This is a genomic window from Rhodococcus sp. NPDC059234 (assembly GCF_042754225.1).
Classification (GTDB): domain Bacteria; phylum Actinomycetota; class Actinomycetes; order Mycobacteriales; family Mycobacteriaceae; genus Rhodococcus_G.
This window is the reverse complement of sequence record NZ_JBHZAH010000089.1, coordinates 1-22,493: the sequence shown is the minus strand read 5'-3', so window position 1 is coordinate 22,493 and position 22,493 is coordinate 1. Positions and strand designations below refer to the sequence as shown.

The following is a 22,493-nucleotide window of genomic DNA, read 5'->3' as shown; positions in this document are numbered from 1 at the left end:
GTATAAGAGACAGTTTCGGTGGTGCGGCGAGTCCCGGATCGACGGTGTTGCGTCAGAACAGCGTCGGGTCGTCGAAGCCCGGTGTGTGCTCGAGTGCCAGCAGAGCCCGTTTGGTCACGGTGCCGCCGTGCGCGGAGAAGCCGCCGACGCCGCCGTCGGCCGCCAGGACGCGGTGGCACGGCACGAGGAGCGGAACAGGGTTGCGCCCCAACGCCTGGCCGACCGCCTGGGCCGCGTCGGGGCTGCCGATCCTGGTCGCGACCTCGCCGTAGGTCAGGGTCGAGCCCGGCGCGATCGTGCGGGTCACCGCGTAGACCCGGCGGTCGAAGTCGGGGACCGCCGCCAGGTCGAGCTCGACGTCGGCGAGGGGATCGGGCTCACCGGTCAGGACGGCGAGGACGCCGTCGATCGCGCGCCGAGTGGCCGGATCGGGGTTCGAATCGGTCGCGTCGGGAAACGTCAGCGAGACCCGGTTCGTGGTGAGCGCGTCCGAGCCCTCCGGCAGCGCGACTCCGACGATCCCGCGCTCGCCCCAGACCACCGCGCACCGGCCGATCGGCGTGTCGAAGAGGGTGTATCCCAACGAGGTCACGGGTCAAGTATGCGTCAGCTCACTCGCGGTTGAGGGTCGCCTCCTCGAGGTCGAGTTCGCGCAGCACCTGCCGCAACACCTCGTCGTCGATCCGCCCGTTGTCCCGCTCCGCGATGAAGACGCCCCGCTCCGTGTCCAGCATCTGCAGGCGCAGTGCGCGGAACGCGGCGGACGGGCTCTCGCCCAGCTCGTCCTCGCTGCGCCCGAGCCGCTCCCATGCCGCGTGGGCGCGGTGCTCGCTCCAGGTACGCAGGATCTCCGCGGCCCGTTGGCGGACGGCATCGGGGTCCCCGTCGCGACTGTCGACCAGACTGTCGAGCAGTTCCGTCGCCGCCCGCGCGGCCTTGTCCTGTGCGGCGGCCAGCGCGACCGCGTCGGTGCGGCGTTCCTCCTCGTCGCCGACTCGGAGCCGGGTGATCAGCCAGGGCAGGGTCAGTCCGTGCAGGAGGAGGGTGCCGACCACCACGACGAAGGTGATGAACAGGATCATCTCGCGCTCGGGGAAGGGGCCGCCCGAGTTGACGGTGAGCGGGATTGCGAACGCGGCGGCGAGCGAGACCACCCCGCGCATGCCGGACCACGCGACGATGAACACCGCCCGGACGCGCGGTGCCGGCTCGCGCTCGCGGATCCGCGCGGACAGGAGGCGCGGGAGGAAGGTCGCCGGGTAGACCCACAGCAGCCGGACGACGATCACCGCGACGAGCACCGCAACCGAGGCGCCGGCGACACCGGCCACGCTGCGGCCGTGGAGCCCCTGCACGACGCCCGGCAGCTGCAGCCCGATCAACAGGAAGACGAACGATTCGAGGACGACGTCGACGGCCTTCCACACCGCGGTGTCCTGCAGGCGGGTCGCGTATCCGGCGCGGGTCGCGCGCTGGCCGAGATACAGACCGGCGACCACGACCGCGATCACCCCGGAACTGTGCACCTCCTCGGCCACCAGGTAGGCGACGAAGGGGACGAGGAGCCCGATCCCGCTCTCCATCACCGGATCCGAGAGTCGCGAACGAATCGCGGCGACGACGATCCCGACCCCGACGCCGATCAGGGCGCCGCCGATCGCGGCGCCGAGGAAGGTGCGCACCCCCTCGATCAGGGTCACGCCGGTGCCGATCGCAGCCGCGAGCGCGACCCGGTACGCCGTCAGCGCGGTCGCGTCGTTGAGCAGGCTCTCGCCGCCGAGCAGCGTCATGATCCGCCGGGGTAGTCCGAGGCGCCGTCCGATCGCGCCGGCGGACACCGCATCCGGCGGGGCCACGACTGCGCCGAGGACCAGCGCGGCGGCGAGGGGCAGTTCGGGGATGGTGAGGTACGCGACCGCCCCGACGACGGCGGTGGTTGCCAGCGGCAGGCCGACCGCGAGCAGCCCGATCGGGCGCGCGTTGCGGCGCAGCGCCAGCGAGGAACTGTCGAGCGCGGCCGAGTACAGCAGCGGCGGCAGCACCGCGAACAGCACGAGATCGGGATCGAGTGCGGTGTCGGGAACCCCGGGGATCTGCGAGCCGGCCAGTCCGACCAGCACCAGCAGCAGCGGGGCCGACCAGTTGAAGCGCCGCGCGACCGCGGCGGTGAGCAGCGCCGCCACCGCGACGGCGAGCAGGGCCACGTTCACGGCGGTTCTCCGTCCAGCGGTCGGGTGCGTGGATATCGCACCCTGCAGCATGCAGGATGGACGGTGATGAAGAGAATTTTCCGTCGCGCGGCCGACCACATCCGACTCGCATCCACGGGTGCGGCCACGGTCGTGCCCTGCGACGAGCTGGCGGCCACCATCGGGCCGGACCCCGAGCCGCGCACGCCGGGCCTCTGCGAGGAGTGCACGGCGCTGGGCGAGAACAACTGGGCGCACCTGCGACTCTGCCTCACCTGTGGGCATGTCGGATGCTGCGACTCGAGCCCCCGCCGGCACGCGACTGCGCACTTCGAGCAGACCGGGCACCCTGTCATGCGGTCGCATGAGCCGGGCGAGGTCTGGCGCTGGTGCTACCGGCACGCGGAGATGGGCTGACGCGGACGGGCGCTGTCCGCGACCAGTCCAGTTGGGTTCAACTGGACTGGTCGCGTGTTCCGTCAGTGGTGCGGTGACGGATTGGCGAGCGTCGCGAACTCGTGCTGGGACTGGACGGCCTGCAGGTCGCGATAGGCGCGGGCCGCGTCGTGATCCTCGGGTAGCAGCCCGGCCAGCGGCGCGGCCGGCCGGAACTGTTCGATCCGGAAGAGCCCGGTGCCGCGTGTGCGGCGGGCGATCAGGTGCGCCGCCACGGGGACGGCGAGGACGACGAGGAAGACCAGGGCGGGGAGCATGCGACCATCCTGCGACCAATTGGCATTGCAATAAATATCCAGTTGCAGGACACTGGCCTGCATGGCTGTGCGAGTGATAGGCGCGACGACCCTGGCCCGCGACCTCGGGAAGTGGCAGGACGACGGGCTCACCGGTCGTCGCCGGGCCGCCCTGCCCGCCTACCGCGCGCTCGCCGACAGCGTGCGGCTGCTGATTCTCGACGGCCGGATCCCCCTCGGGGTGGCGCTGCCGAGCGAGCGCGACCTCGCCGCGGTGCTCGAACTGAGCCGCACCACGATCACCTCCGCGTACGCGGTGCTGCGCGAGGAGGGGTATCTCGTCAGCCGGCAGGGCTCGCGCAGCACGGTCGCCCTGCCCGAACTGGTCGCCGGCCGGGCTCCCGTGCCGCCGCGGGACGGGTTCGGCGACCCGGCCGCGGGCCCGCCGGTGGACCTGACCTGTGCGGCGATGTCGGCGCACGTGCCGGAGGTCCGGGCCGCCTACGCGTCCGCGCTCGAGGCGTTGCCCGCGTACCTCGGTGGGCACGGACTCGAGCCGACCGGACTGCCGGTGCTGCGGGAGGCCGTCGCCGAGCGATACCGGCGCCGGGGTCTGCCGACCGAGCCGGAGCAGATCATGATCACCTCCGGCGCCCAGCACGCGCTGGTGCTGCTGCTCGACCTGCTCGCCGGGCCCGGCGAGCGCGTGCTGATCGACCACCCGACCTACACCAACGCGATCGAGGCGATCAAGAGGGCGGGTGCCCGTCCGGTGCCGGTGCCGCTCCGGCTCGCCGAACGGGACTGGGACCTCGACGGAATGCGTAGCAGCGCACGGCAAACCGCCGCGAAGCTGGCGTATCTCGTGCCGGACTTCCACAACCCGACCGGCTACTGCCTCGACGAGCCGGGGCGCGCGCGGCTGGTGGAGATCGCCCGCGAGACGTCGATGACGCTCATCATCGACGAGACGATGTCCGACCTGGCGCTCGACATCGAGCCGCCGGCGCCGGTCGCGGCCTTCGCCCGCGGCGCCGGCCGGGCCGAGGTGATCAGCGTCGGGTCGGCGTCCAAGTCGTACTGGTCGGGCCTGCGGATCGGCTGGATCCGTGCGGAGCCGGCGATGATCAGCGCGCTGGTCGCGGTGCGCTCCGCGCTCGACCTCGGCACCGCGGTGCTCGAGCAGTTGGCGGCGGTGTCACTGCTCGGCGCGGCCGACCGACTGCTGCCGGAACGCCGTGCGCAACTGCGGCGTCAGCGCGGCGCCCTGCTCGACGCGGTTGCCGCGGAGCTTCCCGACTGGCGGTGCACGCCGGGCAGCGGCGGGTTGGCGCTGTGGATGCAGTTGCCGACGCCGATGTCCACCGCACTCGCCGCGACCTCCCCGTACCACGGGGTGCTGCTGGCCGCGGGCCCTCGTTTCGGTCTGGAGGGCGCGTTCGAGCGCTACGTCCGACTGCCCTACGCCCGCAGCGAGGAGGAACTGCGGACCGCGGTGACGGGTGTCGCCGCCGCCTACCGTGCGCTCGGCGGGGTGGTCGAGCGCGACCTCCCGGCAATGGTCGTGTGAATGCGCTATGCGCATTTCGGGCAGGAGTGCGAGGTGTCCACCCAGCCCTCCCGGACCAGGACTTCGAGCACCTCGGCGTACACCCCGCACGGGTCGTTGTGGGTTTCGGGGTAACCGAACACCAGGCGGGCGCGACCGGCCAGTTCGGCGGCGTTGTCGCGACGGCGGTCACGGAATGCGACCTCGGTCATCGAATGGGTGCCGCGACCGTCGAGGCGGACGGTCAGCCCGGCGCCGAACTCGTCGTAGTCGACGTCCTCGAAGAGGGTGCGACCGTCCACCACCACCGGCCCCTGGCGGTGGGGGCTCGGAAGCCCGTGTGCGCGTTCGACATTCGTTGCGTACTCGTATTCGAGGACGGACTGGACGCCGTCGGCGAGGAGCGCGACCGCATCCCCCAGGGCACGCCGGTACCGTCGAGGTCGGCGCAACTCCAACTGCTGCCGCAACAGGCGCAGCGGGATTCGCCCGTTCGTGGCCAGCGCGACAAAGGCGGACATGGCCTCTCGGGCGGTCGGTTGCGCGACAGCGACGTCGACGACGGCGGCGGCCACCGACGACACCGGTCGCCCGTGGTCGACGCGAATGTGCTTGATGGCAAGGGATCTGTGCACCTGCACGCCGGGATGGAGGACCTCGCCGACGCCGGCCGTCGGGTGCGCGGCGGCGGTCCGAGTGGGGGTCCTGGCTGATCGCCGAGTTCTTGCGCGGCACCGTGATGTGGGTCGGTCCGTCGGGCTCACGAATCATCCCCCAGTGTTCGAGCGCGCTCTGATGGCTGAGGATCGCGTGCGGGCCGCCGTAGACCAGCGCCGCGCTGAGGATCATCGGTCGGGTCAGCGGTCCGCTGCTCACCGCCACCACACCGTGTAGCACCGATTGCCACTGGCCGGTGTCGACCCGGTGACGGACGCGAGCCCATGGATAGCCGAACCGGCGCAGTTGCGCAGAGTCGAGGATGCCGTGTTGTGCGTCGAGGAGCGCCTGGAAGTCGGAGCCGTCCATCGAGCCACGGTCTCATTACCGGGCGCGGCGACCTCGCGGACGACCTGGGGAAATGCGCGGCCTGTGGATGAATGCGCTGGCGCGCAGTGGTGCGGTTACGGAGTGCGAGGACTCCGTAACCGCACCACTGCGGCGGAGCCGCAGTTACCGCCAGACGGTGGCGGCGTCGACCGCGCTGGTGGGCGGCGGGGTCGGGATGGTGGTCTCCGAGCGCGAGAACCGCGGCGCCGGACGGTGCTGGGTGACCTTGTCCAGCTCGACGAGCGAGCCGCGCGCGGCGATGTGCGCGTTCTCGGGGGCCTCGGCGAAGGTCAGCACCGGGGTGGTGCAGGCGTCGGTGCCGTCGAAGATCGCGGTCCACTCGTCGCGGGTCTTGGACAGGAACTTCTCCGTGAACACCTTGCGCAGCTCCGGCCACGCACCCCTGTCGTTCTGGCCGGGCAGCTCCGCAGGGTCGAGCCCCAGTCCCTGGACCAGCACCGCGTAGAACTGCGGCTCGATCGCGCCGACGGCCATGTACTTGCCGTCCGACGTCTCGTAGGTGTCGTAGTACGGGGCACCCGTGTCGAGCATGTTCACGCCGCGCTCGTCGGACCACATTCCCTGTCCGCGGAAGCTCCAGATCATGTGCGACAGGGCGAGGGTGCCGTCGACCATCGCGGCGTCGACGACCTGTCCCTTGCCGGAGGTCTGACGCTCGACCAGGGCGGCGAGGATGCCGAAGACCAGGAACATCGAGCCGCCGCCGAAGTCGCCGACCATGTTCAGCGGCGGCACCGGGCGCTCACCCTCGCGGCCGATCGCGTGCAGCACGCCGGTCAGCGAGATGTAGTTGATGTCGTGGCCGGCGGACTGGGCCAGCGGGCCTTCCTGGCCCCAGCCGGTCATCCGGCCGTAGACGAGCTTCGGGTTGCGCTCGAGCGCGACGTCGGGGCCGAGGCCCATCCGCTCGGTGACGCCCGGACGGAAGCCCTCGAGGAGCACGTCGGCACGCTCGACCAGCCCGAGCACCACCTCGATGTCGGCGGGGTCCTTGAGGTTGGCCTCGACGATGCGGCGGCCGCGCTGGGTCTGGTCGTGGCGCTGGTCGGCCCCGGGGATCATGCCGGCGCGCTGGACGCGGATGACGTCCGCGCCGAGGTCGGCCAGCAGCAGGGCGGCGTGCGGGCCCGGTCCGATTCCGGCCAGCTCGACCACGCGGACACCCGCGAGCGGACCCTTCCTAACGTCTTCTGCGGACACGGTTCTCCTCATTTCGAGCGCGGGCGGAACGTTGACTCGACAGACGTTAACCCTTTGCCGCCGTCGGGTGTGCTGCGGGTCACGTGGGGCGGGACCCTTGCCTGGCGGGGGTGGGCCGAGCACAGTGGAGTTCATGGCGTTCCCCGGTCGTCTCGTGGCGTTCGTGGCCAGTACGGACCTGGACGTGTCGTCGAGGTTCTACGTCGACACGCTCGGACTCGAGGTGGTCGACCGCACTCCGTTCGCGCTGATCGTGGACGGCGGTGGCGGAACCCCGCTCCGGGTGACGCTGGTGCAGTCCAAGGTCGACCCCGGGTACACGGTGCTCGGGTGGCAGGTCGAGGACCTCGACGCGGCGGTCGACGACCTGCGCGGCAAGGGCGTCGAGTTCACCCGGTATCCCGGGATGGACCAGGACGACCGCCACGCGTGGACGGCCCCGGACGGGACCCGCATCGCGTGGTTCCACGACCCGCACGGCAACGTGCTGTCGCTGCACCAGGCACCCGCGACCCGGTAGCCCCCGGTGTCAGGCCGGCAGCTGGCCGTGCACGAATCCGGCGAGCAGCACCGCGAACCCGCCCATCTCCCCGACGACGAGCGCGAGCATCGACAGGTGCAGCGGGACCCCCGCGTGCGCGAACTGGTTGTCGGTGTCGCGGGCGGCGCCGTGGACGACGTAGCTGCCGATCGCGGAGACGAAGAAGAACACCACGACGGCGGCGGCGGTCAGGTTCACCCAGGTGGGCCAGTCGCTCAGCTCGACGAACACCGCGATGAGCAGCGTCGCGAACGAGTACATCAGTGCCGCCCGGTGGGCGATGTCGACGTAGGGGTGCGCGAGGTGGTTCTCACTGACCGCCATCTGCCGGTACTTCCACACGCCGAGACCGAGCGCGAGCAGGAAGATCAGTCCGGCGGCCAGCAGCGTCAGCGTGGTGTCGATCCCCAGTTCCATGGCGCCAGTCTGACGTGCCGCGAACCGTGCGCGATCGGTACCCCGACCGGGGGGTCGATCGCACACAGGCGGCGGAGCCGCTAGAGCCGGTACCAGGCGCGGGCGTTGCCGCCCAGCACCGCCTCGAGGTCGTCGCCGACGGACTCGGTGATCAGATCGAGGTCGGCGGACTCGAACGCGCGGCGGGCCCGCGTGCCGGGCAGGTCGGTGCCGAACATCAGTGCACCCGGGTTGACCCGGTGGATACGTCGCAGCGCGTCGCCGACGTCGTCGATGGTGGCGCGCCCGAATCCGGTCGCCTTCACCTTCACGCCGCGGTCCACCAGGTTCAGCAGGTAGGGCAGGCCGCGGGTGGACATGCCGAGGTGGTCGACGCTGACCGCGGGGAGCTTCTTGAACACGGGTTCGAGGGAGAGCAGCAGCGCGGCGTCCACGTAGAACTCGGCGTGCCAGCCGGCCAGCTCCCACGCCCGCAGGGCCTGCGTGGTCAGCAGCTTCACATCGGTCGCGCTGCGCCGCAGGTTGAACCGCAGCGCCCGCACGCCCGCCCGGTCCAGCGCGAGGATGTCCTCGTCGGTGGCGTCCTCGGGGAGCTGGGTCACCCCGACCCAGCCGGGGCCGAGTTCCTCGAGCGCGGCGACCAGGTAGTCCTGGTTGGTGCCCTGGTACGAGGCGGTGACGACCGCGCCGCCGTCCACGCCGAACCCGTCGACCCGCGCGCGGTAGTCGGCGATGGTGAACGGGTCCGGCAGGTAGCCGTCGTTCTCGACCAGCGCGAAGCGCGGATCGATGATGTGTACGTGGGCGTCAAACACCGCTCGAGAATGCCTTGTCTCAATAGCGAGATGCGGCGTCCGCCCCGATCACAGGGACGGACGCCGCATCGCTGATGGAACCGTCGATACTACTTCTTGGAGGCGCGGAGCATGTCCTCGCGCTCGACGACCTTGATCCGCTCGCGGCCCTCGGGTTCGCCGAGCGACCGCTCGTGCGCGTCGAGGCGGTACCAGCCGTCCCAGGTGGTGAAGGGTACCTGCTTGCCCTCGAGGAAGGCGGTGACGGCGTCCTCGGCGGGTTCGGGGGCGCCGACGAAGTTCGCCGAGTCCTCCAGCAGGCACGCGACGGTCTCGTTGGCGTCGCCCTTGGTGTGACCGATGAGCCCGACGGGGCCGCGCTTGATCCAGCCCGTGACGTAGGTGCCCGCCAGGTGCGAGCCGTCGTCGCCGATGACCCGGCCGGCCTCGTTGGGGATGGTGCCGGCCTGCTCGTCGAACGGCAGCTTGGCGATGTTCTGCGAGAGGTAGCCGACGGCGCGGTAGACGGCCGTCACGTCCCAGTCGTTGAACTTGCCGGTGCCGCGGACGTTGCCGGTGCCGTCGAGCTCGGTGCGCTCGGTGCGCAGGCCGACGACCTTGCCGTCCTCGCCGAGCACCTCCGTCGGCGACTCGAAGAAGTGCAGGAACAGCTTGTGCGGGCGGTTGCCCACGTCGCGGATCGCCCAGTCCTGCAGCGTGTTCGCGACCATGTCGACCTGCTTCGAGTTGCGCCGCGCGGCCTCGGAACCCTCGTCGTAGTCGATGTCCTCGGGGTCGACGATGACCTCGATGGTCGGGGAGTGGTCGAGCTCGCGCAGCTCGAGCGGGGTGAACTTGGCCTGCGCCGGACCACGGCGGCCGAAGACGTGCACCTCGACGGCCTTGTTGTTCTTGAGGCCCTCGTACACGTTCGCGGGGATCTCGGTCGGCAGCAGCTCGTCGCCGGTCTTGGCGAGCACGCGGGCGATGTCGAGCGCGACGTTGCCGACGCCGAGCACCGCGACCTTCTCGGCCTCGAGCGGCCAGGTGCGCGGAACGTCCGGGTGGCCGTCGTACCAGGAGACGAAGTCGGCGGCGCCGTAGCTGCCGTCGAGGTCGATGCCCGGGATGTCCAGCGCGCGGTCGGCGTTGGCGCCGGTGGAGAAGATCACCGCGTCGTAGAAGCGGCGCAGGTCCTCGAGGGTGATGTCGGTGCCGTAGTCGATGTTGCCCAGCAGCCGGACCTGGTCCTTGTCGAGCACCTTGTGCAGGGCGGTGATGATGCCCTTGATGCGCGGGTGGTCGGGCGCGACGCCGTACCGGATCAGGCCGAAGGGCGCGGGCATGCGTTCGAACAGGTCGATGGACACGCCGCGGCCCGATGCGGTGTCGGACTTCATGAGGGCGTCGGCGGCGTAGATGCCGGCGGGGCCGGCGCCGACGATGGCGATGCGGAGCGGACGATTCTGGTCAGTCATCTCGAACGAACTACCTCTTCGACTAGCGGACGGACGGTTCGGTGCTGGTACCAGCCTTACCGGCGAGTCTTCAGCTTAAACTGAGCCGTACCTAACTGGTGAGTGCAGCCCTCTCGCCGGGCCCTCGTGAGTCGATCCTCCGCCACGGCGGCCGACTCCGCTAGGGCACCCCGGTTTGAGGGGCCACAAGCAACGGTTGTGACAAGGCAGCGTTGCCGGTGGCGGCCGCGGCCGCAACCCTTGCCGGCACCGCTGCGCGAAACCCTTCCCGGTTCGCCCCGCCGTATGCTCGGACGGGGCCCGCGGTCGGGGAGGCTGCCGCCGCGTGAGCGCCTCCGCGGGGTTGTGAAAAACTGTTCCCATGAGCTACGCAGGCGACATCACTCCCGAGCAGGCATGGGACCTGCTGCGCGAGCATCCCGGGGCGGTCCTCGTCGACTGTCGTACCGACGCGGAGTGGCGGTTCGTCGGGGTGCCCGACACCTCCGAACTGGGCCGGACCCCGGTGTTGATCGAGTGGGTCAGCGTCAGCGGCGCCCGCAACGACAACTTCGTCGACCAGCTCAAGGAGGCCGGCATCACCGGCGGCGAGGAGCGTGAGGTCGTGTTCCTGTGCCGCTCGGGCCAGCGTTCCATCGGCGCCGCGGAGGCGGCGACCGCGGCCGGTATCGGCCCGTCCTACAACGTTCTCGACGGCTTCGAGGGTGGCATCGACGCGAACGGTCATCGCGGCGCGGTCGGCTGGCGCGCGGTCGGACTTCCCTGGAGGCAGCAATGAGCGGCATTCCCCAAGGCGGCGCGTTCCGCAAGGAGCTCCCGCCGAACGTCGGACTCGGCACCCTCGGCGTGCGCGCCGGCGTGATGCGCACCGGGTTCGAGGAGACCTCGGAGGCGCTGTTCCTCAACTCCGGCTTCGTCTACGAGTCCGCGGGCGCGGCCGAGCAGGCTTTCACCGGCGAGGTGGACCACTTCGTCTACTCCCGCTACGGCAACCCGACCGTGAAGATGTTCGAGGAGCGGCTGCGCCAGATCGAGGGCGCCGAGGCCTGCTTCGGCACGTCCAGCGGCATGTCCGCGGTGTTCACCGCGCTCGGCGCGCTGCTGAAGGCGGGGGATCGGCTCGTCGCCGCCCGCAGCCTGTTCGGCTCCTGCTTCGTGGTGTGCAACGAGATCCTGCCGCGCTGGGGCGTGGAGACGGTCTTCGTCGACGGTGACGACCTCGAGCAGTGGGAGCAGGCGCTGTCCGTGCCGACCACCGCCGTGTTCTTCGAGACCCCGTCGAACCCGATGCAGGCCCTCGTGGACGTGCGCCGGGTCTCCGAGATGGCGCACGCGGCGGGCGCGCAGGTGGTGCTCGACAACGTCTTCGCCACCCCGCTCCTGCAGCGCAGCCTCGATCTCGGCGCGGACATCGTGGTGTACTCCGGCACCAAGCACATCGACGGGCAGGGCCGCGTGCTCGGCGGCGCGATCCTCGGGCCGAAGGACTACATCGAGGGTCCGGTGCAGAACCTGATGCGGCACACCGGCCCCGCGCTCAGCCCGTTCAACGCGTGGACGCTGCTCAAGGGGCTCGAGACCATGCCGTTGCGGGTCCGGCACTCGGTGGACTCGGCGCTGCAGATCGCGACGTTCCTCGAGGCCAGCCCCGCGGTGCGGTGGGTCAAGTACCCGTACCTCGAGTCGCACCCCCAGTACGAGCTGGCGAAGGCGCAGATGAGCGGCGGCGGCACCGTGGTGACCTTCGAACTCGACGCACCCGAGGGCGAGGGCAAGAAGCGCGCGTTCGAGGTGCTCGACGCGTTGCGCGTGATCGACATCTCCAACAACCTGGGCGACGCCAAGTCGCTGATCACCCATCCCGCGACGACCACCCACCGGGCGATGGGTCCGGAGGGTCGGGCCGCGGTCGGGCTCACCGACGGGGTGGTGCGGCTGTCGGTCGGGCTCGAGGACGTCGAGGACCTGCTCGCCGACCTGGAGAACGCGCTGCGCTAGCGGCGGACGGACAGCGAGATCGGCTGTGTCGACAGGTTTCTCACGGTCGGTGTCGGTGCTGAAGGTCGCCGATCTCCCCACTGTCCCATTGGTTCGGCCGGGCTGAACCGATGGGACGGTGGGGAAGTGGTCGGGGTCAGCCGAACGGATCCTGGGTCCGTCCGACGAGATCGGCCACCGAGTCCAGCACCAGTGTCGGCCGGTACGGGAACATCTCGACGGACTCGCGGGTGGAGATGCCGGTGAGCACCAGGATCGTCTGCAGCCCGGCCTCGAGCCCGGAGACGACGTCGGTGTCCATCCGGTCGCCGATCATGAGGGTGTTCTCCGAGTGCGCCCCGATGGCCCGCAGGGCCGAGCGCATCATCAACGGGTTCGGCTTGCCGACGTAGTAGGGCTCGCGGCCGGTGGCCCGGGTGATCAGCGCGGCGACGGACCCGGTCGCGGGCAGCGAACCTTCCCGCGACGGTCCGGTCGCGTCGGGGTTGGTGGCGATGAACCGGGCGCCGCGCTCGACCAGCCGGATCGCGGTGGTGATCGCCTCGAACGAGTAGGTGCGGGTCTCGCCGAGCACCACGTAGTCCGGGTCCTTGTCGGTGAGCACGTACCCGATGTCGTGCAGGGCGGTGGTCAGCCCCGACTCCCCGACGACGTACGCGCTGCCCTCCGGGCGCTGGTTGGACAGGAACGTCGCGGTGGCCAGCGCCGAGGTCCAGATCGACTTCTCCGGGATGTCCAGGCCGGTCTGGACCAGGCGGGCCCGCAGGTCCCGCGGGGTGCGAATGGAGTTGTTGGTCAGCACGACGAACGGCGTGCCCGACTGCTGGAGTTCGGCGAGGAACTTGTCGGCACCGGGAACGAGGTGATCCTCGTGGACGAGCACGCCGTCCATGTCCATCAGGTACGTCCAGCCGGAGCTCTGCTGTGTCGGGTTCACCCGTCAATTGTGCGCGCCGGTCGGTGGACTCGCGGATCGGGCGCACGACGTGTTCGTCACTCCCCGGCGTACGCCTTTCGCAGGGCGCCGATGTCGAGCTTGCGCATCTGCATCATCGCGGCGACCGCCCGCTGGGCGCCGGCCGGATCGGGTCCGCCGAAGATCTCGGGCAGCACCGACGGCACGATCTGCCACGACAGCCCGAACTTGTCCTGGAGCCACCCGCACTGCGACTCCCGACCGCCGTCGGCGGTGAGCGCCTCCCAGTACTCGTCGACCTCGTCCTGGTCGGCGCAGTCGACCTGGAAGGAGATCGCCTCGGTGAACGCGAACTCGGGTCCGCCGTTGAGCGCGGTGAAGTCCTGCCCGTTCAACGTGAACGCGACCGTCATCACGGTTCCGGCGGGCATCGGCATGCCCTCGCCGTACTGGCTGATCCCACCGATCGACGAGTTCTCGAAGACCGACGTGTAGAACCGGGCTGCCTCTTCGGCCTGCGAGTCGAACCACAGGCAAGGGGTGATCTTCTGCATGAGCTCAGTCCTTTCGGGCGGGCGGAACACGACTCACAGATGCAGACCCGGCCGCCCGGCGAAACTCATCGCCCTCGACGTCAGAAGCGGCGGATCTGGTTGATCGGCGGGAGGTCGGACAGCGGAGTGAGCCCGATCGGCACTCCGGCGCCGTACGCGTTGAACACCTGGCCGAACCCCGCGTAGATGCCGACGTGGTCGTTCTCGGGACGGAACGTGACGATGTCGCCGGGCGCCATCGCGGCGAACGGGATCGGCGTCCCGGCCCAGGCCTGGTCCTGGCTGACCCGCGGCAGCCTGATTCCGGCCTGCCGGAAGGCCCACTGCGTGAGGCCGGAGCAGTCCCAGGCGTTCGGCCCGGTGCCGCCCCACAGGTACGGCTTGCCGGACTGGGAGGTGGCGGCCGCCAGCGCGATCAGCCCCGCCGGGCTCGAGATCGGCAGGGGAATCACCGCGCTGCCGCCCGCGCTCCCGGAGCTGCTGCCGTCGCTGCCGACGGCCATGGCCGGCGCGGCGGGCAGGGCGAGGGCGCACACGGTCAGTGCTCCCGCGACGATTGCGGTTCGGAGTGTGCGTCTGCTGCGGTTCGAGCTGGAGGGGGCCATGTGATGTGTCCTTGTCCGTCGGCTTCGAAGAAGATCGCTGCACTTGGTGGATCACGAAATGACTACGCAGTGTTACAGATCACATGTCAGTGTGCCTCGAAGTGTCATCGCCTGTTGTCGAACGACCCAGCGTGATGCGTGCCGTGGTGTGAGGATGTACGGGTGGCAGACGCCCCGATCGATCCCGACTCCCGGCCCGACGAACGCTTCACCCTCGCCAGCGAGCGCACCTTCCTCGCCTGGATGCGCACCTCGCTCGGCTTCCTGGCGGGTGGGATCGCGATGGTGCACCTCGTGCCCGAGTTCAGCACGTCGTGGGTCCGCACCCTGCTCGGCACCGTGATGATCCTGCTTGCCGTCGCCGCTCCGATCGTGGGACTGCGACGGTGGGTGCAGGTGCGGCACGCCCTCGAGCGGGGCGCACCCATGCCCGAGGAACGGGAGTTGTGGGTGTTCGCGGTGGTGGTGGCCGCGGTCGCCGGCTTCGCCGCGGTGGTCACCGTGATCGGCGCCGTGCACTGACCGTTCGCGGTCCGTGGGACCCGCCGGGTGGCGGGTGTACGGGTTTGGCTAGGTTCGCGAGAACGGCAGTCTCGAAACGACTGTCACGAATCGGGTATCACTCCACGAGGAGGAACGGTGGCTCTCAAGCTCGGGTACAAGGCGTCGGCGGAGCAGTTCGGTCCGCGGGAGCTGGTGGAACTGGCCGTCCTGGCCGAGGCGCACGGGATGGACTCGGCGACGGTGTCGGATCACTTCCAGCCGTGGCGGCACAATGGCGGTCACGCGCCGTTCTCGATCGCGTGGATGACGGCGGTCGGGGAGCGTACGACGACGCTGCAGTTGGGGACCTCGGTGATGACCCCGACGTTCCGGTACAACCCGGCGGTGGTGGCGCAGGCGTTCGCGACGATGGGCTGCCTGTACCCGGGGCGGATCATGCTCGGTGTCGGGACGGGCGAGGCGCTCAACGAGATCGCGACCGGCTACGCGGGCGAGTGGCCCGAGTTCAAGGAGCGGTTCGCGCGGCTGCGCGAGTCGGTGCAGCTGATGCGCGAACTGTGGAAGGGCGGCCGGGTCGACTTCGAGGGCGAGTACTACTCCACGAAGGGTGCCTCGATCTACGACGTGCCCGAGGGCGGGATCCCGGTGTACGTCGCGGCGGGTGGTCCGGTGGTGGCCCGCTACGCCGGGCGGGCGGGTGACGGGTTCATCTGTACCTCGGGCAAGGGCATGGAGCTCTACACCGAGAAGTTGATGCCCGCGGTGACCGAGGGCGCGGAGAAGGTCGGCCGCGACGTCGCGGGCATCGATCGGATGATCGAGATCAAGATCTCCTACGACACCGATCCCGAACTGGCACTGGAGAACACCCGGTTCTGGGCGCCGCTGTCGCTGACGCCGGAGCAGAAGCACTCGATCGAGGACCCGATCGAGATGGAGGCCGCCGCGGACGCGCTGCCGATCGAGCAGGTCGCCAAGCGTTGGATTGTGGCCTCGGACCCCGACCAGGCGGTCGAGCAGGTCAAGCAGTACGTCGACGCCGGGCTGAACCACCTGGTCTTCCATGCGCCGGGGCACGACCAGCGCCGGTTCCTGGACCTGTTCGAGCGCGACCTCGCCCCGCGGCTGCGCGCGCTGGCCTGAGATGGGCCTGGCCCCGGATCCAGGCGAGGGCAGCCGGATCCGGGGCCAGGGGTGCGAGGCGAGCTGGTAGGTCAGGCGACGAGCTTGGCCTTCAGCTTCGCGAGCGTCGGGGCGTCGAGCCCGAGGCCCTCGGACAGGTACTTGCCGACCGTGCCGTAGTCCGCGGTGATCTGGTCGAGACCGGCCTGCAGGTAGCTGGCGTCGACACCGAGGACCGGGGTCAGGTTGGTCGCGGCCTGTGCGCCGAGCGCGCCGGTGATCTGCTGGAGGATCTTCTGATTGTTCTGCTCGAGGTAGGTGTTGCTCAGCAGGTAGTCGTCCATGATGGTCTGCTGCGGCAGCCCGGCTAGCGACTGCAGCAGCATCGCCGTCCAGCCGGTGCGGTCCTTGCCGGAGGTGCAGTGGAAGAGCTGGGCTCCGTCGTTGTTCGCGATGTCGGTCAGGACCGTGGCGAACTGGGCCCGCTTGGCGGCGTCGGTGACGAAGGACTTGTTGGTGTCCACCAGGAACTGGGCGCCCTGCTGCGGCGAGGTGATCGTCTGCGCGAGCTGGATCAGGTTCGAGAAGTCGATCGGCACGTTCTTGTACTGCGTGCCGGCGGGGAGCTTGTCCACGCCGCCGACGAGCGGGTTGGAGATCTCGGACTGGCCACGCAGGTCGTACGCGTCGGCGACACCCAGTGCGGTGAACGTCGCCAGGTCGGCCTCGGACGTCTTGGTCGGTGCGTCGGAGCGGTAGATCACGCCGCGCTTGAGGTGGTGTCCGTTCGCGGCCGCGTATCCGGCGCCGGTGTTGCCCGCGACGTCGCGGAAGTTGGCGACGGTGGCGAGGCGCGGAGTGTCGGCGAGGTTCGGGGTCTCCGGGCCGAGCGAGCCCGTGCCGAGGGAGCCGGTGTCGAGGGCGCCGAGCGGGCCGAGGTCGAGCGCGCCGGCCGCGGTCGGCGCGGACAGCAGCAGTCCGCCGGTGAGCAGTGCTGCGGCAAAGGTCTTCATTGTGCGAGTGGACATGTGGAACCTTTCTCCAGGTGGAGATGTGGACGATCAGGGGGCGACGTCGGCGAGGCCCGTGAAGCCGTAGCGGCGGTGCGGGCCGATGACGCCGATCTCGAACAGGCCCGCGCCGGTGTGGGTGTCGCCGCCCTCCGAGAGGGTGAAGCGGGCGAGGTTGTCGACGGGGCAGAGGATCTTCTTCCAGGGTTCGATGTCGGAGACCTTCTCGCGCAACCCCTGGACGACGAGGTCGCCCTGCCACATGCCGTGCCGCCAGTCCTGTTCGAGGCCGTACCCGGTGCCGACCCCGAGGTAGTGCGGCAGCACCGGCTCACAGGTGACGGTGACGACCTCGTCCGGCCCGCCCGGTTCGCCCGGACGGCGGAACCGCAGCGTCGACGTGGCCACCTCGCGGGTGCCCGGCACGAAACGCAGGTCGTGCTCGGGACGCCCGAGCCACTGCGCTTCCCGGGTGCGGTCCGCCCACACCCGGGTGGCGTCCTCGACGATGCGCCGGCCGTCGGCATCCTCCTGGATCACCGTGATCACCGAGAACTCGTCGAACTGCATGATCGAGTAGATCCAGAAGAAACTCTGGGTCGCCGCGATCACCGGATCCGCTCGGCGCCCCGGCGGTTCCGCTTCGCCGACCGGGCGAACCCCCCACGAGCGGTCGCGGTTGCCACGCCACCGGTCCTCGGTGACCGGGATCGTCTCCCCGTCGACGGTCAGTGCGCCCTGCCAGGACCCGGTCTGCACGAAGCGCTGCGTGTCGAACGTGACGCGTTCGAGCTGCCGGTGGAAGTGCCGGGCCTCGAGGTTCGCGGGCACGTCGGAGGTGAACTCGAGGTCGAACGACAGGTCGGGGGCCTCGTCGCTCGGGTCGAGGACCACCCGCAGCCGGTGCAGACCCTCGAGCACCTCGATCCGCAGCGGTCCGACCGACAGGTCCATCCGGTCGTCCCCGAGAGCCCGGGAGGCGCGGAAGACGATGTGGTCGTCGCCGCGACGCAGAACCGCGAACCCGTCGCACACGCCGAGATTCGGGTACTGGCCGAGTCCGACAATCAGGAACAGCGGATCCTCGGAGTCGACGCCGGGGTGGCAGTTGAAGTAGTAGCGGTCGTAGAAGTTGCGGTCCGAGGTGCCGACGTGCCGGACGGTCTCGGCGATCTGGTGGACGGGATAGTCGTCGAGGGGCGAGAGGGTCACAGCTGCACTCCGATGCCCGACCAGTACGTGCCGTCGAGCATCGCCTCGAGCGAGGCGCGGTGCAGGATCATGTCGTCGGGGTCGGCCGGTGCGGGTGCCTGCCCGAACGCGATGGTGCGGGTCTGCACCCGGAACATGACGACGGCGTGACGCAGCGCCGCGTAGAGCGTGTAGAACTCGATGTCCTGGGCGTCGTGGCCGGTGTGGTCGCGGTACTCCGCCACGACATCGGCCGGGCGCATGAAGTCCGGCAGGCCGGGCAGTCCGGCGAGCGAGGCCAGGTCGTCGAGGAACCGGTGCAGGTAGATCATCCAGCCGAGATCGAGCTCGCGGGGGCCCAGGGCAGCCATCTCCCAGTCGAGGACGGCGGCGGGCGCGAAGTCCCGGTACATGATGTTGCCGATCCGGGAGTCGCCCCAGCACAGCACCGCGGGCCCCGCCGGTGCCGGCATGTTGGCCTCGACCCAGTCGAGGCCCCGTTCGATCAGCGGCGAGCGGGGCCCGTCGCCGGTCGCCCACTCGTAGTAGTTCCGCTGCTCCCGGATGTGGGCGCGCAGCCCGTCCGTCGCGGTGAGCGGGGTGTGGGGATCAGTGCCGGCGGGCCGCAGCAGCGCGAAGCGACGGTCGGGTTCGGGGATCGCGTGCAGGTCGGTGAGGACATGGACCGAGGTGTCCTGCAGGCGGCGCTGGTCCTCGGTCGCGGCCTCCGACAGCCAGGACCCGAACGTGTAGGGCATGACGTCCGGCGGAACGTCGCCGTCGAGGCGCTCCATCACGAAGAACTCGCCGCCGAGCGGCTCGGTGGAGGTCTCGGACCAGTACACCCGCGGAACGGGTACCGACGAGTGCTCGGCCACCGCGCGCATGACCTGGTACTGCCGGTCCAGGTCGTAGGTCGGGAAGATCGGCACCGCGGACGCGGACGGCGCGATCCGGGCGACCAGGTGGTGCTCGGATCGCTGCCCTGCGTCGGACCACGTCGCGCTGAACAGCACAGTCTCGTTCGACATGCCGTTCGCTGCGGGAACCTCGACCGCGGTCACCTCGGGCGCCGCGTCGGACTCGAGGATCGAGTCGAGCCATTCCTGCAATCGGACGCGCAGTTGCTCCGGGTCCTTCCGGGATTCGCCCGGGCGGGCGATTTCGGAGTAGTCGGGTTCCGGTTCCCGGGGGGTGGTGTCCAGTGGTGATTCCATGACCAGTCCTCGTGATGTGACGGCCGGGTTGCGTCCGCCCAGGTCGGGCAGAAGCGACGCGGCTAGTGTTCGGGGGGCGGTGGCACCGAAACCGTGTCGTTACAAGATGTAACGACAAAGCCGTGACACAATGTAACGGCCGTCACAGGGCTATGCAAGGGGTTTGGAGAATGTCGAAGGAACGGGCGGCGAAGCACAGGCTCGGGCCACAGCGGAATCCGGCGATCGACGAGGCGGTGCTGGAAGCTACCCGGGAACTTCTGGTGGAGAAGGGATACGCGGGGGTCACCGTCGACGCGATCGCCACCCGGGCCGGCGTGGGGCGCCCGGCGATCTATCGCCGCTGGCCGTCGAAGGCGCACATCGTCAACGACGCGGTCTACCCGGTGCTCGACACCGACCGTGACGCGGACATCGATGCCGAACTCGGTACCCAGGGCGCGATGGCCGACCAGGTGCGTGACCTCGTCTACGGCGCGGTCGCGTTGTTCAGTGCGCCGGCGACGCGAGCGGCCGCGCCGGGACTGATGAACGAACTGCGGTCCGACGAGTCGCTACGCGGGGTTCTGATCGAGCGACAGCTCGCCGGGGTCCGGACCGAGTTGGCGAGGCGTCTCGGCGACGCCATCGCGCGCGGCGAGATCCGCGCCGGCGTCGACGCCGACACCTTGCTCGACATCCTGGGGGGCACCGCGATCTTCGCGCTGTCCATGCGTGACGTCGAGGACAGCGAGTCCCTCGCTGCCGCCCTCACCGACATCGTCCTGCACGGAATCCTGCCGCACCCGGAGCACTAGGCTTCCGCGCATGGATGCCAGCGACTCGGTCAGGGAAACAGCGCGCCGGATCGGGGAGGTGTTCGGCGGGCTGCCCCGGGTGCTGAGGTTCCGGGCCGCCGTCGACGAGGAGAGCGACGGCCAGGCGCCGGACGAGGTGTCGGTCGCCGTCGGCGACGACTGCCCGGGGCCCGGCTTCTCCTCGTACGCGACCCTCGACCTGTCCCGGTATCCCACCAACGTCACCACCGCGGACGGCAGGCCGATCCACACGGAGCTGGTGACGGTCGGCCGCGCCGACTACCGGACGATGGCCGACGTGCTCGCCCAGTGTGCCTTCGCGGTCGCCTCCGGATCCTTCCACGTCACGCCGAACACGATTGTCCCCAACGCAATCCGTGAGGCAGACCCGGACCGGGTGATGAAGCACGTGCTGCTGGTGGTCCCGTTCATCTGGCCGGAGCTCGAGATCCTGGTCGACCACGAGGACGCCGTCAGCACCTGGCTGCAGGCCGTCCCGATCAGCGACGCCGAGCTCCAGTTCGCCTCCACCCACGGCACCGAGCAGCTGTTCGGGCGGCTCGAGTCGGCGGGCGCCGACGTGTCCGACATCGATCGCGCGTCGGTGGTCTGACCGGGCGAACCCCCGTGAAACGCTGAATTCCGCCGGTCGCGGGCATAGGCTTTTGATCATGAATCGGCCTTGGCCGCTGATTCGGCGGCAGCTCGAATTCGAAACGCTGAAGTCCGCATTGACCTCCGACGCCGGTGCGTGTGGGGTCGTTCTCACGGGGGACGCCGGAGTCGGCAAGACCACCCTCGCGCGGGTCGCGACCCAGTCGGTCCCCGGTGAGGTGCGCTGGGTGGCAGGTACCGAGTCGGCCCGCAGCATCCCGCTCGGGGTGTTCGCACATCTCGTCGGCTCGACCACGTCCCGGGACCCGGTGGCCTTCATGTCGGCGGCCCGCGAGGCCCTGCTCGGCGACGGCGAACCCGTGGTGATCGGGGTCGACGACGCACACCTGCTCGACCAGCTCTCGGCGACCTTCCTGCACCAGTTGGCGATCGACCGGGCGGCGCACATCGTCGCGACCGTCCGCAGCGGCGAGTCCACCCCGGACGCCGTCACGTCGCTGTGGAAGGACGGGCACCTGATGCGCCTGGAGTTGACCCCCTTCACCCGCGAGCAGAGTGTCGCCTTCATCGAGTCCGTGCTCGGCGGGCCGCTCGAAGGGCTGAGCGCGAAGCTGATGTGGGAGGCGTCCGGCGGCAACGCGCTGTTCCTGCACCACCTCGTGGAGGGGGCCCTGGAGGCCGGAACATTGCGTGAGCGGCGCGGGGTGTGGCAGTTGCGGGGCCGGGCGGCGATCACCTCGGAGCTCGCGTCACTGCTCGAGGACCGCATCGAACACCTGCCTCAGGACGTGATGCGGGTGCTCGAACTGCTGACCTTCTGCGAGCCGCTGGCCCTCGACACCCTCGGCGACCTGGCCGGAGCGGACGCCGTCGAGGACGCCGAGCAGCGTGGGCTGATCCAGATCGTCGAGGACGGTTCGAAGGTCGAGGTCCGGTACAACCACCCGATGTTCAGCGAGGTGGTCCGCCGCCGGGTCGGGCGTGCCGCGGCCCGGCGGTTGCGCGGCAATCTGGTCGAGGCTCTGCGGACCCATCCGGTCGCAGGGCCCAGCGACCGGATCCGGCTCGCAGAGTTGGCGCTCGACAGCGACCAGATCCCGGACGCCGAACTCCTCGTCGCCGCGGCCAAGGACGCCATCGCGCTCGCGAACGTGCCCCTCGGTGAACGGCTGGCGCGTGCCGCGGTCGACCGCGGTGGCGGATTCGGACCCTCGAACATGCTGGCCCGGGCGCTGCTGTGGCAGGGCCGGGTGGCCGAGGTGGAGGCGTTGCTGAGCCGATTCGACCCCGACCAGCTCGACCAGCGGCAACTGGTGCGGTGGGGCTTGACGCGGATCGCCAACCTGTTCTGGTCCGGCGGCGATGCGGACGCGGCCGACGAGGTGCTCGCGGCACTCCGCCTGCGGGCCACCGACCCCACCGCGGCGCTGGTGGTCCGCGGGCTGGGCGCCACCTGCGCCGTCTTCGAGAACCGGCTCGGGGAGGGGCTTTCCGACGCGAACGCGGTGCTGGCCGAGCCGGACCTCTCGCCGTGGGCGGAGGAGTGGGCCAGCTTCGCCGGCGGCCTCGCGCTCGCGCTCTCCGGGCGGGGTACGGAGGTCGCGGCGCTGGCCGCCCGCGGCGATACCGTGATGACGAAAGTGGACGGGCTGACCCGGTACCCGGCGGCGATGGGGCCGATCCTGGCACTGGTGCTGACCGGGGACTTCGACGCCGCCGAGCGACGGGCCCAGCGGTACCTCGACTACTCGGCCACGACCGGTCGGTACCTGGGATGGGGTCAGGCCAACATCCTGTTCGCGTCGGTCGACCTGGCTCGCGGGCGGTTCGCGGACGCGGCGCGGCGGCTCGAACAGGCGATGGCGGCGCTCACCGTCGGCGACACCGGCTCCGCCATCTCCTGGATCTTCCCGGCGTATCCGTTTCTGGCGCATGCGTATTCGGTGCTCGGCCGCGGCGCCGACGCCGCGGCCGTGGCCGCCGCGGGGGAGGAGCGCTACGGCCGCCATGTGGCGGTGTTCGGGCCGATGTACGAG

The 22,493-nt window shown here is 70.2% G+C and carries 23 protein-coding genes and 1 pseudogene; 10 read left to right on the top strand and 14 right to left on the bottom strand.

What is annotated here, in order from left to right:
- Positions 1 to 52 precede the first annotated feature (52 nt).
- A complete protein-coding gene (locus ACFXGJ_RS17875) occupies positions 53 to 592 on the bottom strand; it encodes a methylated-DNA--[protein]-cysteine S-methyltransferase (RefSeq protein WP_378622583.1) in 540 nt (179 codons plus the stop codon).
- 19 nt (positions 593 to 611) lie between these two features.
- Positions 612 to 2,210: a Na+/H+ antiporter gene (locus ACFXGJ_RS17870; RefSeq protein WP_378622581.1), complete on the bottom strand. Its 1,599-nt coding sequence runs from the start codon at positions 2,208 to 2,210 to the stop codon at positions 612 to 614.
- 66 nt (positions 2,211 to 2,276) lie between these two features.
- Between ACFXGJ_RS17870 and ACFXGJ_RS17865 the strand changes: the two genes are divergently transcribed.
- On the top strand, positions 2,277 to 2,606 hold the full coding sequence (locus tag ACFXGJ_RS17865) for a UBP-type zinc finger domain-containing protein (RefSeq protein WP_378622594.1): 330 nt from the start codon (positions 2,277 to 2,279) through the stop codon (positions 2,604 to 2,606).
- Between the two features lie 62 nt (positions 2,607 to 2,668).
- On the opposite strand, the gene ACFXGJ_RS17860 is transcribed toward ACFXGJ_RS17865, so the two are convergent.
- A complete protein-coding gene (locus ACFXGJ_RS17860; RefSeq protein WP_378622579.1) occupies positions 2,669 to 2,902 on the bottom strand; it encodes a hypothetical protein in 234 nt (77 codons plus the stop codon).
- 61 nt (positions 2,903 to 2,963) lie between these two features.
- On the opposite strand from ACFXGJ_RS17860, the gene ACFXGJ_RS17855 reads away from it, so the two are divergent.
- Positions 2,964 to 4,451: a PLP-dependent aminotransferase family protein gene (locus ACFXGJ_RS17855; RefSeq protein WP_378622576.1), complete on the top strand. Its 1,488-nt coding sequence runs from the start codon at positions 2,964 to 2,966 to the stop codon at positions 4,449 to 4,451.
- A gap of 5 nt (positions 4,452 to 4,456) precedes the next feature.
- Here ACFXGJ_RS17855 and ACFXGJ_RS17850 read toward each other — a convergent pair.
- Both ACFXGJ_RS17850 and ACFXGJ_RS17845 read right to left on the bottom strand, forming a co-directional pair.
- Positions 4,457 to 5,456 (bottom strand): annotated as a pseudogene (locus ACFXGJ_RS17850) (hypothetical protein).
- Positions 5,457 to 5,600: 144 nt separating this feature from the next.
- Entirely contained in the window at positions 5,601 to 6,710 is a 1,110-nt protein-coding gene (locus tag ACFXGJ_RS17845; protein ID WP_378622574.1) for a CaiB/BaiF CoA transferase family protein, read from the bottom strand.
- 121 nt (positions 6,711 to 6,831) lie between these two features.
- Between ACFXGJ_RS17845 and ACFXGJ_RS17840 the strand changes: the two genes are divergently transcribed.
- Positions 6,832 to 7,218, top strand: coding sequence for a VOC family protein (locus ACFXGJ_RS17840; RefSeq protein WP_378622572.1), 387 nt, complete (start codon positions 6,832 to 6,834; stop codon positions 7,216 to 7,218).
- Between the two features lie 9 nt (positions 7,219 to 7,227).
- Here the strand turns inward: ACFXGJ_RS17840 and ACFXGJ_RS17835 are convergent, their stop codons facing one another.
- From ACFXGJ_RS17835 to ACFXGJ_RS17825, 3 genes are all read right to left on the bottom strand, one after another.
- Positions 7,228 to 7,656 (bottom strand): hypothetical protein, encoded by a 429-nt coding sequence (locus ACFXGJ_RS17835; RefSeq protein ID WP_378622569.1) that lies wholly within the window; start codon positions 7,654 to 7,656, stop codon positions 7,228 to 7,230.
- 80 nt (positions 7,657 to 7,736) lie between these two features.
- Positions 7,737 to 8,471: an amidohydrolase family protein gene (locus ACFXGJ_RS17830; RefSeq protein ID WP_378622567.1), complete on the bottom strand. Its 735-nt coding sequence runs from the start codon at positions 8,469 to 8,471 to the stop codon at positions 7,737 to 7,739.
- Positions 8,472 to 8,560: 89 nt separating this feature from the next.
- Complete coding sequence (locus ACFXGJ_RS17825) at positions 8,561 to 9,928, bottom strand: FAD-dependent oxidoreductase (RefSeq protein WP_378622565.1); 1,368 nt, start codon at positions 9,926 to 9,928, stop codon at positions 8,561 to 8,563.
- Positions 9,929 to 10,289: 361 nt separating this feature from the next.
- Between ACFXGJ_RS17825 and ACFXGJ_RS17820 the strand changes: the two genes are divergently transcribed.
- Both ACFXGJ_RS17820 and ACFXGJ_RS17815 read left to right on the top strand, forming a co-directional pair.
- Positions 10,290 to 10,706: a rhodanese-like domain-containing protein gene (locus tag ACFXGJ_RS17820; protein ID WP_378622562.1), complete on the top strand. Its 417-nt coding sequence runs from the start codon at positions 10,290 to 10,292 to the stop codon at positions 10,704 to 10,706.
- Positions 10,703 to 11,926: an O-succinylhomoserine sulfhydrylase gene (locus tag ACFXGJ_RS17815; protein ID WP_378622560.1), complete on the top strand. Its 1,224-nt coding sequence runs from the start codon at positions 10,703 to 10,705 to the stop codon at positions 11,924 to 11,926. The genes ACFXGJ_RS17820 and ACFXGJ_RS17815 overlap by 4 nt, the downstream gene beginning before the upstream one ends.
- Before the next feature lie 136 nt (positions 11,927 to 12,062).
- Here ACFXGJ_RS17815 and ACFXGJ_RS17810 read toward each other — a convergent pair whose 3' ends face one another.
- From ACFXGJ_RS17810 to ACFXGJ_RS17800, 3 genes are all read right to left on the bottom strand, one after another.
- Positions 12,063 to 12,824, bottom strand: a complete 762-nt coding sequence (locus ACFXGJ_RS17810; protein WP_378622591.1) for an HAD-IIA family hydrolase — start codon at positions 12,822 to 12,824, stop codon at positions 12,063 to 12,065.
- A gap of 95 nt (positions 12,825 to 12,919) precedes the next feature.
- Positions 12,920 to 13,396 (bottom strand): VOC family protein, encoded by a 477-nt coding sequence (locus tag ACFXGJ_RS17805; protein ID WP_378622558.1) that lies wholly within the window; start codon positions 13,394 to 13,396, stop codon positions 12,920 to 12,922.
- Between the two features lie 80 nt (positions 13,397 to 13,476).
- Entirely contained in the window at positions 13,477 to 14,001 is a 525-nt protein-coding gene (locus ACFXGJ_RS17800) for a C40 family peptidase (RefSeq protein WP_378622555.1), read from the bottom strand.
- A gap of 177 nt (positions 14,002 to 14,178) precedes the next feature.
- Here ACFXGJ_RS17800 and ACFXGJ_RS17795 point away from each other — a divergent pair, with 177 nt between their 5' ends.
- Together ACFXGJ_RS17795 and fgd are read left to right on the top strand one after the other, a co-directional pair.
- Positions 14,179 to 14,523, top strand: a complete 345-nt coding sequence (locus tag ACFXGJ_RS17795; protein ID WP_378622588.1) for a YidH family protein — start codon at positions 14,179 to 14,181, stop codon at positions 14,521 to 14,523.
- Between the two features lie 117 nt (positions 14,524 to 14,640).
- Positions 14,641 to 15,648, top strand: a complete 1,008-nt coding sequence (fgd, locus tag ACFXGJ_RS17790; RefSeq protein WP_378622553.1) for a glucose-6-phosphate dehydrogenase (coenzyme-F420) — start codon at positions 14,641 to 14,643, stop codon at positions 15,646 to 15,648.
- A gap of 71 nt (positions 15,649 to 15,719) precedes the next feature.
- On the opposite strand, the gene ACFXGJ_RS17785 is transcribed toward fgd, so the two are convergent.
- From ACFXGJ_RS17785 to ACFXGJ_RS17775, 3 genes are read right to left on the bottom strand one after another with little or no spacing between them, the layout of a single operon-like run.
- A complete protein-coding gene (locus ACFXGJ_RS17785; protein ID WP_378622550.1) occupies positions 15,720 to 16,655 on the bottom strand; it encodes a tyrosine-protein phosphatase in 936 nt (311 codons plus the stop codon).
- A 33-nt stretch (positions 16,656 to 16,688) separates the two neighbouring features.
- Positions 16,689 to 17,849 (bottom strand): hypothetical protein, encoded by a 1,161-nt coding sequence (locus ACFXGJ_RS17780; protein ID WP_378622548.1) that lies wholly within the window; start codon positions 17,847 to 17,849, stop codon positions 16,689 to 16,691.
- Positions 17,846 to 19,045, bottom strand: coding sequence for a phosphotransferase family protein (locus ACFXGJ_RS17775; RefSeq protein ID WP_378622545.1), 1,200 nt, complete (start codon positions 19,043 to 19,045; stop codon positions 17,846 to 17,848). Before ACFXGJ_RS17775 ends, ACFXGJ_RS17780 begins: the two co-directional genes overlap by 4 nt.
- Before the next feature lie 170 nt (positions 19,046 to 19,215).
- On the opposite strand from ACFXGJ_RS17775, the gene ACFXGJ_RS17770 reads away from it, so the two are divergent.
- The 3 genes from ACFXGJ_RS17770 to ACFXGJ_RS17760 form a co-directional block, all read left to right on the top strand.
- Positions 19,216 to 19,842: a TetR/AcrR family transcriptional regulator gene (locus ACFXGJ_RS17770; protein ID WP_378622542.1), complete on the top strand. Its 627-nt coding sequence runs from the start codon at positions 19,216 to 19,218 to the stop codon at positions 19,840 to 19,842.
- Positions 19,843 to 19,852: 10 nt separating this feature from the next.
- Positions 19,853 to 20,455 carry a suppressor of fused domain protein gene (locus ACFXGJ_RS17765; protein ID WP_378622537.1) on the top strand — a complete coding sequence of 201 codons (603 nt, stop codon included), beginning with the start codon at positions 19,853 to 19,855 and terminating at the stop codon, positions 20,453 to 20,455.
- A 58-nt stretch (positions 20,456 to 20,513) separates the two neighbouring features.
- On the top strand, positions 20,514 to 22,493 hold a 1,980-nt coding region (locus tag ACFXGJ_RS17760; protein ID WP_378622534.1), incomplete at its 3' end, for a helix-turn-helix transcriptional regulator.

Excerpts from the sequence above, each read along its gene's own strand:
- ACFXGJ_RS17865 (WP_378622594.1), top strand. The coding sequence starts at position 2,277 with ATGAAGAGAATTTTCCGTCGCGCGGCCGACCACATCCGACTCGCATCC.
- ACFXGJ_RS17860 (WP_378622579.1), bottom strand. The coding sequence starts at position 2,902 with ATGCTCCCCGCCCTGGTCTTCCTCGTCGTCCTCGCCGTCCCCGTGGCG.
- ACFXGJ_RS17855 (WP_378622576.1), top strand. The coding sequence starts at position 2,964 with ATGGCTGTGCGAGTGATAGGCGCGACGACCCTGGCCCGCGACCTCGGG.
- ACFXGJ_RS17845 (WP_378622574.1), bottom strand. The coding sequence starts at position 6,710 with ATGAGGAGAACCGTGTCCGCAGAAGACGTTAGGAAGGGTCCGCTCGCG.
- ACFXGJ_RS17840 (WP_378622572.1), top strand. The coding sequence starts at position 6,832 with ATGGCGTTCCCCGGTCGTCTCGTGGCGTTCGTGGCCAGTACGGACCTG.
- ACFXGJ_RS17835 (WP_378622569.1), bottom strand. The coding sequence starts at position 7,656 with ATGGAACTGGGGATCGACACCACGCTGACGCTGCTGGCCGCCGGACTG.
- ACFXGJ_RS17825 (WP_378622565.1), bottom strand. The coding sequence starts at position 9,928 with ATGACTGACCAGAATCGTCCGCTCCGCATCGCCATCGTCGGCGCCGGC.
- ACFXGJ_RS17820 (WP_378622562.1), top strand. The coding sequence starts at position 10,290 with ATGAGCTACGCAGGCGACATCACTCCCGAGCAGGCATGGGACCTGCTG.
- ACFXGJ_RS17815 (WP_378622560.1), top strand. The coding sequence starts at position 10,703 with ATGAGCGGCATTCCCCAAGGCGGCGCGTTCCGCAAGGAGCTCCCGCCG.
- ACFXGJ_RS17810 (WP_378622591.1), bottom strand. The coding sequence starts at position 12,824 with ATGGACATGGACGGCGTGCTCGTCCACGAGGATCACCTCGTTCCCGGT.
- ACFXGJ_RS17805 (WP_378622558.1), bottom strand. The coding sequence starts at position 13,396 with ATGCAGAAGATCACCCCTTGCCTGTGGTTCGACTCGCAGGCCGAAGAG.
- ACFXGJ_RS17800 (WP_378622555.1), bottom strand. The coding sequence starts at position 14,001 with ATGGCCCCCTCCAGCTCGAACCGCAGCAGACGCACACTCCGAACCGCA.
- ACFXGJ_RS17785 (WP_378622550.1), bottom strand. The coding sequence starts at position 16,655 with ATGTCCACTCGCACAATGAAGACCTTTGCCGCAGCACTGCTCACCGGC.
- ACFXGJ_RS17775 (WP_378622545.1), bottom strand. The coding sequence starts at position 19,045 with ATGGAATCACCACTGGACACCACCCCCCGGGAACCGGAACCCGACTAC.
- ACFXGJ_RS17770 (WP_378622542.1), top strand. The coding sequence starts at position 19,216 with ATGTCGAAGGAACGGGCGGCGAAGCACAGGCTCGGGCCACAGCGGAAT.
- ACFXGJ_RS17765 (WP_378622537.1), top strand. The coding sequence starts at position 19,853 with ATGGATGCCAGCGACTCGGTCAGGGAAACAGCGCGCCGGATCGGGGAG.